The organism is Alistipes provencensis (assembly GCF_900083545.1).
GTDB lineage: Bacteria > Bacteroidota > Bacteroidia > Bacteroidales > Rikenellaceae > Alistipes > Alistipes provencensis.
The window spans coordinates 1,297,679-1,311,625 of record NZ_LT559262.1 but is presented as its reverse complement, the minus strand read 5'-3'; the positions used below and the strand labels follow the sequence as shown (position 1 = coordinate 1,311,625).

The 13,947-nt window shown below is 59.9% G+C and carries 9 protein-coding genes; all 9 read left to right on the top strand.

Features of this window, described 5'->3' with window-relative positions; translation table 11 throughout:
• The first annotated feature begins 72 nt into the window (after positions 1-72).
• The 9 genes from BN5935_RS05200 (at position 73) to BN5935_RS05160 (ending at position 13,916) form a co-directional block, all read left to right on the top strand.
• A complete protein-coding gene (locus BN5935_RS05200) occupies positions 73-2,796 on the top strand; it encodes a peptidase associated/transthyretin-like domain-containing protein (RefSeq protein WP_064975184.1) in 2,724 nt (907 codons plus the stop codon).
• A gap of 92 nt (positions 2,797-2,888) precedes the next feature.
• A complete protein-coding gene (locus BN5935_RS05195; RefSeq protein ID WP_064975183.1) occupies positions 2,889-5,090 on the top strand; it encodes an alpha-galactosidase in 2,202 nt (733 codons plus the stop codon).
• A gap of 7 nt (positions 5,091-5,097) precedes the next feature.
• Positions 5,098-6,723, top strand: a complete 1,626-nt coding sequence (locus BN5935_RS05190) for a DUF6377 domain-containing protein (RefSeq protein ID WP_064975182.1) — start codon at positions 5,098-5,100, stop codon at positions 6,721-6,723.
• Positions 6,724-6,938: 215 nt separating this feature from the next.
• Positions 6,939-8,012 carry a Gfo/Idh/MocA family protein gene (locus tag BN5935_RS05185; RefSeq protein WP_064975181.1) on the top strand — a complete coding sequence of 358 codons (1,074 nt, stop codon included), beginning with the start codon at positions 6,939-6,941 and terminating at the stop codon, positions 8,010-8,012.
• Between the two features lie 31 nt (positions 8,013-8,043).
• Positions 8,044-8,208, top strand: a complete 165-nt coding sequence (locus BN5935_RS05180) for a Sec-independent protein translocase subunit TatA/TatB (RefSeq protein WP_010262072.1) — start codon at positions 8,044-8,046, stop codon at positions 8,206-8,208.
• Positions 8,209-8,239: 31 nt separating this feature from the next.
• Entirely contained in the window at positions 8,240-9,715 is a 1,476-nt protein-coding gene (locus BN5935_RS05175) for a Gfo/Idh/MocA family protein (RefSeq protein ID WP_204244891.1), read from the top strand.
• 38 nt (positions 9,716-9,753) lie between these two features.
• On the top strand, positions 9,754-10,632 hold the full coding sequence (locus BN5935_RS05170; protein WP_064975180.1) for a 3-keto-disaccharide hydrolase: 879 nt from the start codon (positions 9,754-9,756) through the stop codon (positions 10,630-10,632).
• A gap of 12 nt (positions 10,633-10,644) precedes the next feature.
• The gene (locus BN5935_RS05165) at positions 10,645-11,547 is read left to right on the top strand and encodes a sugar phosphate isomerase/epimerase family protein (RefSeq protein ID WP_064975179.1); all 903 of its coding nucleotides are present in this window, start codon (positions 10,645-10,647) and stop codon (positions 11,545-11,547) included.
• Between the two features lie 251 nt (positions 11,548-11,798).
• Positions 11,799-13,916 (top strand): Tex family protein, encoded by a 2,118-nt coding sequence (locus tag BN5935_RS05160; protein ID WP_064975178.1) that lies wholly within the window; start codon positions 11,799-11,801, stop codon positions 13,914-13,916.
• Positions 13,917-13,947 lie beyond the last annotated feature (31 nt).

The window sequence follows — 13,947 nt, the reverse complement described above, 5'->3', positions numbered from 1 at the left end:
TTTGCGGACGGATTGTGCGATTGGGACAGAAATTGCTATCTTGCATCGCAAAACCTCTCTTTTTCTTTCGGCTTGACACGTTACGCCCTGTTGCTCGTCGCCTTTTTCAGCCTTTCCGGCCCGCTCTCCGCACAGATCATGCGGGGCGGAATGTCGCGGGTTTACCTCAGCTCCGGCTCCCGCAGCGCCCGGGTCACGATCACCGTCGAGGACAAGGAGACGAAAGACCCGCTGATCGGGGCCACGGTTTCGATCATGAGCGGCGCCGACACGCTGCGGGGCACCACCTCCAAGGAGGATTTCTACCGCACGCTGGCCGTCTACAAATGCGACCGCATCTTCCGCGACTCGGTCGATCTGGAGGTCTCCTACCTCGGATACAAACCCTATAAAGAGCGATTCGCCGCGACCGAATTCCGAAGCCGCATCGAGGTCAAGATGGAGGTCGACGAACAGTCGATCGCGCAGGTCGTGGTCGTAGGCAAGCAGGTCGCCATGGTCTTCAAGGGCGACACCACGGTCTACAACGCCGGAGCGTTCAAGACCATGGCCGACGACCGTTTCGAGGAGCTTTTGCGACAGCTTCCGGGCGTCGAGATCAAGGACAACAAGATCCTCGCCGGCGGCGAGGAGGTCAAACGGGTGCTGATCGACGGCAAAAACTTCTTCGGCAAAAATTCCCAGTATGTGTTGAGCGATCTGGAAGCCTCGGACGTCAAGAGCGTGCGGGTCTACGAGGAGCTGAGCCCCGAGGCGATACGGCAAGGCAACACCACGGCCCGGAAGGAGAAGGTGATGAATGTGGAGACCAAGTCGAAGCGCAGCGTCCTTCAGGGCGGCAATCTGGCGGCTTCGGTCGGCGCAAGCCTCGAAAAAGACTACTCCGGACGGCATGAAATCCGCCATTCGCAGACCGGAACCTACTACCGCAACAGCGAAAAGGGCAACTGGCGGCTCGAAGCCTCCAACCTGAAGGACGACACTCAGGCAGAAGACGTTTCGTTCAATTCGAAGATCACGCCGACGAAGCAGACCGACGTGCAGGCGGAATATACCTACCGCCGCGGCGACACGACGAACATCTCGACCCGAGCCAACTTCCAGCGCCGCCGCCAGAGCAGCAACTCCCGTTCGACGACGGAGTATTTCCCCACCGAAGATTACGACCTGCGGACGGAGGAGAATTCCGGGGAGTCCCTCTCGAAAGCCCTTTCAGCAAGTATCTCCAACCTGACCAGCATCCAGCGTAAGAAGAACACCTTTTTCGCCATGACGGATTTTTCGTTCGAAAACGGTTCGTCGCACAGCCGCAGCGTCACTTTCCGGCAGATCGACGACGACGAAACCCGCACCCGGCTCAACAACGACTCCGACAACCGGAATATCCGGTTCAACACCCAACTCTCCTACTACCTCTCCCTCTCCAAGCGCTCGTCGCTGTCGTTCTCGGTCAGAGGCAGTTACGGTTCGCAGGACCAGAACGGCTGGCAGATCGACACGACGGCTTCGGTGCAGGGCCTGCAGGTCAAGCTGCGCAACAACGGCGACGGCAGCCAATACAGTTTCAGCACATCGGTCGACTATAACTATAAAATCGGGGAAAACGCCCGGTTCTCGACCTCCTACTCCTTCGACCGCAACTACGACCGTTCGAAGATGCTGGCCATCGACTTTCTGGGTGATCCCAAGGGGCAGTTGGATCCCGTGAACTCCTACAGCTACACGAACGACAACTATTCGCACAGCCTGCGGGCCGGCATCAACTACGGCCGCGACGGGCTCTGGATCATGGGGTCTATCGCGGGAGCGATCTACCAGATCGCCCGCAACGAACGCTTTCCGGAGAAGCGGCGCTTCCCGAGACAATTCTTCCAGTTGAATCCTTGGTTCAACCTCATGACCGGCAAATCCGCCAGACGGTTCTCCGTCACCATCATGTCCAATTCGCAGATGATCCCCACCGAGTCGTTGCGTTCGACGCTCGATGCCACGAGTCCCCTCTCGCTGCGGGCCGGGAATCCCGACCTCAAACTGCCGAACGATCTCTCGGGATTGGCGATACTCTCGTTCAACAACGCCCCGAAGGCCCGTACCTTCTCGATCCGTTTCAGCGGCGGGTACACGTTCAACTACATCACCTCGCAGCGCAGGCTCTTCCTCGAAGAGACCTACCTGCCCCAGTACGACTATACGGCCCAGAAGGGCGCACAGCTCTCGACACAGACCAACGTCGAAGGCTGTTACAACCTCAGCGGATCGGCCGATTTCTCGCAGCAAATCTCCTCGCTGCGTTCGACGGTCAGGGTCAGAATCAACTACAGTTTCCAGCAGACCCCCTATTTCCTCGACGAGGCGCTCTACCACTCGGGACGCCATGCACTCTCGTTCAACGCCGGCTTCGAATCGGGTTTTTCGTCCAAGGTCAAGATTTCCGTCGCCTCCTCGACCTCGATGAGCTCTTATGCCACGCAGAAAAGCACCACGCAGGACCTGCGGGAGACGGTCCGCGCCCGGCTCGACCTGCGTTTCGGGAAATATTTCATCTCCGTGGCGAACGCCTACGAATTCTACTGCAACAGCAACTCGCATGCGCAAACGCGCCACAACGTGATCCTCAACGCCGCGGCGGGCCGCAAATTCGGCAAGGAGAACCGGCTGGGACTTTCGGCGGGCGTCGTCGACATCCTCAACCGCCCGGACTACGCCTCGACGGTCTTCGAGACCGACTACATGCGTACCTCCTCAACCTCCTATCTGGGCCGTTACGGCTATCTGCGCGTGGCATACACATTCTGAATGAAACCCATCCGAAATACAAATGATTTCGGATCGTTTCGGATATGTCCGGATATTTTCGTATCTTGGGAGCCTAACCCCATAACCGCACTATGATACACCGATTGCTGACCTTGCTCTCCGCCGCCTTATCCGCAGGCGCGGTTTCCGCCGCCACTCCGCAACAACTCATCGACATCCGCACCGACGACGTGTCGATGGTGCTTGCCGCCCGCTCGGGCGGAGAGGTTTATTTCCGCCACTTCGGGGGCCGCATCGACGACCCGGCCCCATTGTCCGACTACAAGAGTTCCCGCCGCGCCGACCACGGGACCGACGATTTGGCCTATCCCGCGATGGGCGGGCGGAATTTCCGCGAACCGGCCCTGCGCGTCACCCACGCCGACGGGGACATGAACACCGACCTGCGTTATGTGTCTCACACGTCGCGGCAACTGGCCGACCCCAACGTCACCGAGACCGTCGTGAAGATGAGCGACAGCAGTCAGGCGCTGGACGTCGAACTGGTCTTCACGGCCTATGCCCGGGAGAACGTCATCACCACGCACGCGGTGATCCGCAACCGCGAACAGGGTCCCGTCACACTACACAGTTTCTACTCCTCGGCCCTGACGCTGAAAGCCGACAAATACCTGCTGACACATCTCTACGGTGCTTGGGCGCGCGAAGCGCAGGTCGACCACACGCTGCTGACCCACGGGTCGAAAAGCATCGAGTCGATGCGCGAGGTGCGCACCACGCACACCGAGAACCCCTCCTTCATGCTCACGCTGGGGAGTGACGCCTTCAGCGAGAACTGCGGCGAAGTGATCGCCGGAGCGCTGGCGTGGAGCGGCAATTTCCGCCTCAACTTCGAGGTCGACGAATACGACGCGCTGACCATACTGGCCGGGGCCAACCCCAACGCTTCGGAATACCGGCTCCGGCCGGGCGAGTCGTTCACCACCCCGGAGATGATCTACACCCACTCGCTGCGCGGCGCCGGAGGTGCCTCGCGCAACCTCCACGACTGGGGCCGCAACTATGGCGTCTACCACGCCGAACGGGTCGTCCCGACGCTGCTCAACAGTTGGGAGGGGGCCTATTTCGATTTCGACGCCAAGGTCCTGAAACAGATGATCGACGATGCCGCTTCGATGGGGCTCGAGATGTTCGTCTTGGACGACGGCTGGTTCGGCAACAAGTACCCGCGCAACGCCGCCAACGCCGGACTGGGCGACTGGCAGGTCAACCAGAAGAAACTCCCCGCCGGGATCGACGACATCGCCTCCTACGCCCACCGCAAGGGGCTGAAATTCGGCATCTGGATCGAGCCCGAGATGGTCAACCCCAAGAGCGAACTGGCCGAGAAGCATCCCGACTGGATCGTGCGGCCGCCGAAGCGCGACGCGCCCGAGACCCGCAGGCAATGGCTGCTGGACCTCTCGAACCCCGCCGTGCAGGACTTCGTCTTCGAGACATTCGACAACACGATGAAGCTCTCGGACAAGATCGACTACATCAAGTGGGACGCCAACCGCAACGCCAACAACGTGGGTTCGGCCTATCTGCCCGCCGACGAGCAGTCGCACTTCTGGATCGACTATGCGCAGGGATTCTACCGCGTGATGGAGCGCATCCGGGCCAAATATCCCGACGTGCTGATCCAAGCCTGCGCTTCGGGCGGCGGCCGCGTGGAGTACGGGGCGCTCCGGTATTTCGACGAATTCTGGACCAGCGACAACACCGAAGCGCTGTCGAGGGCCCGCATCCAGTACGGCACGAGCCTCTTCTATCCGGCCGTGGCGATGGGTTCGCACGTCTCGGCCGTGCCCAACCACCAGACGGGCAACGTCACGCCGATCAAGTTCCGCTTCGACATGGCCTGCGCCGGACGTCTCGGCATGGAGCTCCAGCCCAAACAGATGACCGACGCCGAGAAGGAATTCGCACGCCGGGCCATCGCCAGCTACAAGGAGTACCGCGACATCGTGATGCAGGGCGACCTCTACCGCATCGGCACGCCCTACGACGAGAGCGGCAGCTACGGGGTATTGTATGTCTCGAAAGACAAGCGGCAGGCCGTGCTCTTCGCCTACAGCCTGCACTATCAGGGCCGTTCGCTGATCCCGAAATTCCGCCTCGACGGGCTCGACCCCAAGGCCGGGTACGCCGTGCGGGAGCTGAACGTCGACAAACCCCGCTTCTGGTTCGACGGCAAGACCCTCAGCGGTGAACTGCTCATGAATGCCGGCATAAACCCCCACCTGTCGAAGATATACGACAGCGCCGTATTTGTCCTCAAGGCGCAGTAGACGTCCCATGAAACCGCGAAAGCCCATATCCCTGAAACGATACCTCCTGCTGATAGCTGGCATGATCCTCTTGGCTGCCTGCAGCCGGGACGACACCGCCCCGCTCTCGGAGCAGTTGGACTACATGATCAGGAACAAGCGGCTTTTCGACGAAAAGAAAGAGGAGCGGATCGACATCTTCCGGCGCATGCTGCATGTGCCCAACCTGACCCCGGCGCAGGAATACGCGATCAACGACAGCCTCAGCGAGGTCTTCTACAAATACCGCCTCGACTCGGCCATCCGCTACGGCGAACGAAACCTGAAACTCGCCCGCCGGCTCGGCGACCGCGACCGTTCGGCTTCCGCAGCGATCCGGCTCGCCCGGTTCTATTCGTCCCGCGGCGCCTGCATCGAGGCCCGGCAACTGCTCGACTCAGTCCGCAGGGAACTGCCACGCAGTTTTCTCGAGCTCTACTACCGGACCTATATCTTCTTTTACGAATGCTACGAGGTCTTCTCCGGCTCCAGCTTCCCGACGAATAACCGGGAGATTTACCGCGATTCGCTCCGGCGGTACCTCGGAATCCCGGCAAACGTCTCCGAAACCCGCGAGCAGGCCGAGCAGCGGCTGCTGGACCGCCTCGCACAGATCCCGCCCGGAACCCCCGAGTACGCCAAGACCGCCAATACCTTGGGCGACCACTACCGGGCCCACGGCGACGACTGGCTGGCGAAAAAATACTACACCCTCTCGGCGATCGCCGACATCCAAAACGCCACGAAAGAGAACGGCGCGATACTCTCGCTGGCGAAGCTCTACTTCGACCACAAGGATTATTCGCGGGCCTACAAATACACCCAGTCGGCCCTCGAGGACGCCCTTTGCAGCAACATGCAGTTCCGAATCGTCCGGATGACGGAGCTCTCCTCGATCATCATCGCCTCGCATCAGGACAAAGAGGCCAAAACCAAGGTCAAACTGCAACACTACCTGATCCTGATCAGCGTCCTTTCGGTCGTGCTCATCCTGCTGTTCGTCTACGCCTACCAGCAGGTCCGGAAACTCTCCCGGGTCCGGAAAGAGCTCTCGGGGACGAATGCGGAACTCGCACGGCTCAACATCGAGCTGAGCGAGATCAACGAACAACTGTCCGACGCGAACACCGTCAAGGTACAATACATCGCCCGCTTTTTCGACCTCTGTTCGATGTACATCGACAAGATGGACAACTACCGCAAATCGCTGAAAAAGATGGCACAGGAGCGGAAACTCGAAGAACTGTACCGGAAACTGCGGTCCACGTCGATGCTGGAGGACGAACAGGATGAGCTCTTCCGGAATTTCGACGAGATCTTCCTGAACCTCTACCCGACCTTCATCGAGGATTTCAACGCGCTGCTGGTCGAGACCGAACGGATCACACCCAAATCCGGAGACCTGCTGAACAAGGAGCTGCGTATCTATGCCCTGATCCGGCTGGGCATTACCGACAGCGTCAAGATCGCCTCGTTCCTGCGCTGCTCACTGAGCACGGTCTATAACTACCGGACCAGAATGAGAAACCGGGCCGCCGCATCGCGGGACGATTTCGAAAAAACGGTCATGAAAATCGGAAGTATCCGCCGAAACGACACGCAGACCATTCTATAACAACTACATTTTTTCGGGGTTTTCACAATATCAAATCACTGAAAACCAATATTATAAATAAATCAAGGTACTACATTTTCAGGTATAATTCTCCAAACCGACATCGATTAGGGTTATTTTTGTAAAACAGGCGGCAAAATCCCGGATCTTATGATCCGGAATACAGTCGTATTAAAGCGGAACCGGCTTTTAACCAACTTTTACCAACTATAACAATGAACCCCATCAGAATCGGATTGATCGGCTTCGGCCGCATGGGCGGTTTCTACCTCGAGGAACTCCGCAAAAGCGGAAAGTGGGAGGTCGCCTACATCTGCGACACCTGCGCCGAATCCCGCGATCTGGCGCATAAACTCGCTCCCGGAGCGCAGGTCGTCGCCGACGAGCAGCTCATTTTCGACGATCCCACGGTTCAGGTCGTAGGACTCTTCGCCTTGGCCGACTCCCGCAAAGCGCAGATCGAAAAGGCTTTTGCCGCAGGCAAGCACGTCATCGCCGAAAAACCCATCTCCGACAGCATAGAGAACGAATGGAAAGCCGTCGAAATGGCCGAAAGCACGTCCTTGTTCTCCACCGTGAACCTCTATCTGCGCAACTCATGGTATCATAATACGATCAAGGATTTCATCGCACAGGGTGAGATCGGCGAACTGGCCATCGTGCGCGTCTGCCACATGACGCCCGGTCTCGTCCCGGGCGAAGGGCATGAATACGAAGGCCCCTCGTTCCACGACTGCGGTATGCATTACGTCGACATCGCGCGCTGGTACGCAGGGTCCGAATTCAAGACTTGGAACGCACAGGCCCTGCGCATGTGGAACTACAAGGACCCTTGGTGGCTCCAGTGCCACGGCACGTTCGAGAACGGCGTGGTCTTCGACATCACCCAAGGGCATGTCTACGGGCAACTGGCCCAGACCCAGACCCACAACGCCTATGTCGACATCATCGGCACCAAGGGCATCGCCCGCATGACCCACGACTTCAAGACAGCGATCGTCGAGCTCCACGGCGTGACCCAGACCCACCGGCTCATCCAGCCCTACGGCGGAAAGAACATCGACACCCTTTGCAAACTTTTCGCCGGGCAGCTCGAAACCGGAGCGCGCAGCGAAATGCTGCCGACGTTCCGCGACGCGGCGATCGCCTCGGAATACGCATGGCGGTTCCTGCAGGACGCCCGAGGCCACGACCTCCCGGCCATCGGCGAGCTCGAGACCCTGCAGCAAATCCGCGAACGCCGCCGCACGATGAAGAACGGTTACGGACTCCTGCGCAAACGCGTATGACAAACTCAGAAACCCCTAAAATACCCGAACTATGAACCATCTGCTATTTATCGGCGTGGGACAGATCGTCGTCATCGCCCTAGTCGTGCTGCTGCTCTTCGGAGGCACGAAAATTCCCGAACTGATGAAGGGTCTCGGAAAAGGTTACAAGGTTTTCAAAGACGAGATCGACAGTATCGAAAAAAACATCAAATAACCACTACAAACCAACTTAAACCTCCAAAACGATGGCAAACAAAATGTCGAGAAGAGCGTTCCTGAAAACAGGAGCCACAGCGGCCCTCGGGCTGGCGATAGTCCCGGGAACGGTCCTTGGAAAGAATTTCGGGCATGCCGCCGCCCCCAGCGACAAACTCAACATCTTAGGCGTCGGTATCGGCGGACGCGGCGCCTCGGTGCTGAAAGGGCTCGAGAGCCAGAACATCATCGGACTCTGCGACGTGGACTGGAAATATGCAGACCATGTGTTCCGCCGTTATCCCGCGGCCAAGAAGTACAACGACTACCGCAAGATGTACAAGGAACTGCTCAAATCGGCCGATGCCGTGATGGTAGCCACGGCGGACCATACGCACGCCATCATCGCCGCCGAAGCGATAGCCGCCGGCAAGCACGTCTACGTCGAGAAGCCCCTGACCCACACCGTCTATGAATCGCGCCTGCTCACCAAGCTGGCCGCCAAACACAAGGTCGCCACCCAGATGGGCAATCAGGGCGCCTCGGGCGAGGGCGTCCGCAAGGTCTGCGAATGGATCTGGAACGGCGAGATCGGCGAGGTGCGCCGCGTAGACACCTTCACCGACCGTCCCATCTGGCCGCAGGGACTCGCACGACCCGAAGAGGACATGGCCGTTCCCAAGACGATGAACTGGGACGCCTTCATCGGCCCGGCCCCCTACCGCCCCTACAACGCCGCCTACACCCCGTGGAACTTCCGCGGATGGTGGGATTTCGGAACCGGCGCACTGGGCGACATGGCCTGCCACATTCTCCATCCCGTATTCAAAAGTCTGAAGCTGGGTTACCCGACCAAGGTGCAGGGCAGCTCGACGCTCCTGCTCAACGAGTCGGCTCCGACGGCACAGCGCGTGAAGTTCGTATTCCCGGCCCGCGACAACATGCCCAAGGTGGCCATGCCCGAAGTCGAGGTGCACTGGTACGACGGAGGCTTGATGCCCGAGCGTCCCGAAGGACTGCCCGCAGGCAAGGACCTCAACATGAGCGGCGGCGGCGCCATCTTCTACGGAACGAAGGACACGCTGATCTGCGGCTGCTACGGCAAGGACCCCTATCTGGTCTCGGGCCGCGTGCCCGACGCCCCGAAGGTGCTGCGCGAGATCACCGAGTCGCATCAGATGGACTGGGTGCGCGCCTGCAAGGAGGATGCCGACGACCGCATTCTGTCCGCTTCGGACTTCTCCGAGGCAGGACCGTTCAACGAAATGGTCGTGATGGGCGTACTGGCCGTCCGTCTGCAAAGCCTCAATCAGGAGCTGCACTGGGACGGTGAGAACATGCGCTTCACCAACATTCCCGACGACGCCATGATCAAGACCGTCATCAAGGACGGATTCCACATCAAGGACGGACATCCGACCTTCGACAAAACGTGGACCGATCCCGTGAACGCACAGCAGTTCGCGCAGGAGCTGATTCGCCACACCTACCGCGAAGGCTGGGAACTCCCCGCCATGCCGCTCTAAACAGAAACGATCCAACAAAACCTAAAAACTGTACGAATATGAAAAAGACCCTTTTATTCTCGGCATGCGCGGCACTGACCGCATCGCTGGTCTCCTGCGGAGGCCCCGGCGGCAAAACAGCCAAGACCGCTGAAACGGCAGACGCCCAGACGGCAAAGAAAACCGTTCCCGAATACACCGTTCTGAACAACCCGCAGGCCGACCTCGCATCGTTCCAGAAGGACAAGGACGGCTACTATGTGATCTTCGACGGCAAGACCTTCAACGGCTGGCGCGGCTACGGCAAGGACGCCGTGCCTGCGCGCTGGACCATCGACAACGGAGCCATCAAGTTCAACGGATCGGGCGGCGGCGAGGCCCAGACCGGCGAGGGCGGCGACCTGATCTTCGCACACAAGTTCAAGAACTTCGAACTCGAAATGGAGTGGAAAGTATCCAAGGGCGGAAACTCCGGAATCTTCTATCTGGCACAGGAGGTCGCAACGACCAAGGACGGAAAGCAGAAGATGGAGCCCATCTACATCTCGAGCCCTGAGTATCAGGTCCTCGACAACGCCAACCACCCCGACGCCAAGCTGGGTGTCGACGGAAACCGACAGTCGGCATCGCTCTACGACATGATCCCGGCCGTTCCCCAGAACCAGAAACCTTTCGGCGAGTGGAACAAGGCCAAGATCATGGTTTACAAAGGCACCGTCGTACACGGACAGAACGACAAGAACGTCGTCGAATACCATCTCTGGACGCCCCAGTGGACCGAGATGCTCGAGAACAGCAAGTTCAGCCCCGAAAAATGGCCTCTGGCATTCGAACTGCTCAACAACTGCGGCGGTGAGAACCACGAAGGATACATCGGATTGCAGGACCACGGCGACGACGTATGGTTCCGTAACATCCGCGTCAAAGTCCTCGACTAAAGTCACCGCATCGTGAAAAAACATCTTTTTACAGCGGTTTGCGCGCTGCTCGCCCTGACGATGCTCCCCGGAGGAGCATCCGCCAAGGCGAAAGCGCCGAAAAAGGAGGTCGGCATCCAGCTCTACTCCGTGCGGAGCCTGATCGGGGCCTTCGGCAACAACAGCCAAGACTACAAGCCCGTGCTCAAACAGCTCGCCGACATGGGATACACCTCGGTCGAGGCCGCCAGCTATGCCGACGGCAAACTCTACGGGCAGTCTCCGGAGCAGTTCCGCAAGGATGTCGAGGCGGCCGGCATGAAGGTCCTCTCCACGCACTGCACGCTCAACCTCTCCGACGAGGAGCTGGCCTCGGGCGATTTCTCGAAGGCCCTCAAATGGTGGGACCAATGCATCGCGGCGCACAAGGCCGCCGGAGCGGAATACATCGTCGTTCCCTCGATGCGGAAAATCACGACACTCGGGGAACTGGCGACCTACTGCCGCTATTTCAACGAAGTAGGAGCCCGCTGCAAGGCCGCCGGCATGAAGTTCGGATACCACAACCATTCGCGCGAATTCGAGAAGATCGAGGACCGGGTGATGCTCGACTACATGATCGAGAACACCGATCCCGACAAGGTGCTGTTCGAAATGGACGTCTATTGGGCCGTGATGGGAAAGGCCAGCCCGGTGGATTATTTCAAGAAGTATCCGGGACGATTCAAGCTGCTGCACATCAAGGACCGTCGTGAGATCGGACAGAGCGGAATGGTCGGTTTCGACGCCATCTTCGCCAATGCCGGAACGGCTGGTGTCGAGAACATCATCGTCGAGATCGAAGGTTCGAGCTACAACGACATTGTACGCAGTGTCCGCGAGTGCATCGAATACCTCCAGAAAGCGCCTTTCGTAAAAGCGTCCTACCAAAAATAACCGTTTCGGTTATATCAACAATATCCGGCGGCCCTTGCGGGTTGCCGGATATTTTGGTTTGCCGCTCACCTTGCACTACTTTGGCTGCGCCTTAGACAGGCGGCGGTTCGGACAAACCCAAACAAGTTTGGTTTGCCGCTCACCTTGCACTACTTTGGCTACGCCTTAGACAGGCGGCGGTTCGGACAAACCCAAACAAGTTTGGTTTGCCGCTCACCTTGCACTATCTTTGTGTCCAAAGATTTTCGAACATGATCGAACAAATCATCTCCCGACGACTCCAGATCACCCTGCCGCAAGTGCAGGGCACCGTACGCCTGCTGCGCGACGGCGCGACGATTCCCTTCATCAGCCGCTACCGCAAGGAGGCGACCGGTTCGCTCGACGAACTGCAGGTGGGCGCCGTCAAGGAGCAATTGGAACGCCTCACCGAACTCGACGCCCGCCGCCAGACCGTGCTTTCGACCATCGAGGAGCAGGGGAAACTGACCCCGGAACTGCGCCGGCGCATCGAGGGGTGCTGGGATCCGGTGGAGCTGGAAGACCTCTACCTCCCCTACAAACCCAAGCGCCGCACCCGTGCCACGGTGGCCCGCGAGCGGGGATTGGAGCCGCTGGCCGACCTCATCATGGCCCAGCAGGCCCGCGACGCGGCGCAGCAGGCCCGGCGTTATATCTCGGCCGAGGTGCCGACGCCCGAGGAGGCCCTCGCCGGAGCGTGCGACATCATCGCCGAACGCATCTCGGAGGACGAACAGGCCCGCAACGGCCTGCGCCGCACTTTCGCCCGCGAAGGCGTCGTACACACGAAACTCGTCAAGGGCAAGGAGGCCGAGGGAGCCAAATACTCCGACTATTTCGATGCCGCGACGCCGCTGCGCAACATCTCGTCGCACCGGTTTCTGGCCATGCGCCGCGGAGCCGACGAGGGCATCCTGAAGATCACGGTCGACATCGACGCCGACCGCTGCATCGAGGGGCTCTGCCGCCGGTTCATCCGTCCCGGTTCGGCGACGCGCACATGGATGGAGGCCGCGGCCACGGATTCGTTCAAACGCCTGATGCGCCCCTCGATCGAGACCGAGCAACTGGCGGCGGCCAAGGAGAAGGCCAACGACGAGGCGATCCGGGTCTTCGCCGAGAACCTGCGACAACTGCTGCTCTCGTCGCCGCTGGGGCAGAAGCGCGTCGTGGCCCTCGACCCCGGGTTCCGCACGGGGTGCAAGGTCGTGGCGCTCGACTCGCAGGGCAATCTGCTCCACAACACGACGATCTATCCCCACGCACCGCAAAACCGCTACGCCGAAGCAGCCGAAACCCTCAAAACGCTGGCCGCAAAGTACAAGGCCGAAGCATTCGCCATCGGCGACGGCACGGCGGGCCGCGAGACCGAACAGTTGGTCCGCGGGCTGGGATTGGAGGACGTCGAGGTCTTCATGGTGAGCGAAGACGGCGCGTCGGTCTACTCGGCGTCGGCCGTGGCCCGCGAGGAGTTCCCCGACTACGACGTGACGGTACGCGGCGCCGTGAGCATCGGACGCCGACTGATCGACCCGCTTTCGGAACTGGTCAAGATCGACCCCAAGTCGATCGGCGTCGGGCAGTACCAGCACAGCGTCGACCAGTCGAAACTCAAGGCGCGCCTAACCACCGTAGTGGAGAGCTGCGTCAACCGGGTCGGCGTGAACATCAACACCGCATCGAAACACATCCTGACCTATATCTCGGGACTGGGCCCCGCGCTGGCGGAGAACATCGTGGCCTACCGTGCCGCGAACGGGGATTTCAAAAGCCGCAGGGCGCTGCTCAAGGTGCCGCGGCTGGGGGCCAAAGCCTTCGAGCAGGCCGCCGGATTCCTGCGCGTCGTGGGTGGCACGAACCCGCTGGACAACAGCGCCGTGCATCCCGAATCGTATCACATTGCCGAACGCATGGCCGCCGATGCGGGCGTCAGCGTCGAGCAACTGCTTGCCGACAAAACTCTGCGCAAGGCCATCCGCCCCGAAAAGTATGTGAGCGGCGAAGTGGGACTGCCGACCGTGACGGACATTCTCGAAGCGCTCGACAAGCAGGGCCTCGACCCGCGGGAGCAATTGCAGGTCTTCTCGTTCGACTCCAACGTGCACACGATCGACGACCTGCGCGCAGGGATGCTCCTGCCGGGCATCGTGACGAACATCACGGCGTTCGGCGCCTTCGTCGACATCGGCGTCAAGCAGGACGGGCTGGTGCATATCTCGCAACTGGCCGACCGGTATGTTGCATCGCCCGCGGATGTGGTGCATCTGGGCCAGCACGTCGAGGTGAAGGTGACGGGCATCGACACCGTCCGCAACCGTATCTCGCTGACCATGCGCAGGAACGGTTAAACCCGAAAACCGGAATAGGGGTAACGATCCC

Coding starts and splice junctions, on each gene's coding strand:
- BN5935_RS05195 (WP_064975183.1), top strand. CDS start 2,889: ATGATACACCGATTGCTGACCTTGCTCTCCGCCGCCTTATCCGCAGGC.
- BN5935_RS05190 (WP_064975182.1), top strand. CDS start 5,098: ATGAAACCGCGAAAGCCCATATCCCTGAAACGATACCTCCTGCTGATA.
- BN5935_RS05185 (WP_064975181.1), top strand. CDS start 6,939: ATGAACCCCATCAGAATCGGATTGATCGGCTTCGGCCGCATGGGCGGT.
- BN5935_RS05180 (WP_010262072.1), top strand. CDS start 8,044: ATGAACCATCTGCTATTTATCGGCGTGGGACAGATCGTCGTCATCGCC.
- BN5935_RS05175 (WP_204244891.1), top strand. CDS start 8,240: ATGGCAAACAAAATGTCGAGAAGAGCGTTCCTGAAAACAGGAGCCACA.
- BN5935_RS05170 (WP_064975180.1), top strand. CDS start 9,754: ATGAAAAAGACCCTTTTATTCTCGGCATGCGCGGCACTGACCGCATCG.
- BN5935_RS05160 (WP_064975178.1), top strand. CDS start 11,799: ATGATCGAACAAATCATCTCCCGACGACTCCAGATCACCCTGCCGCAA.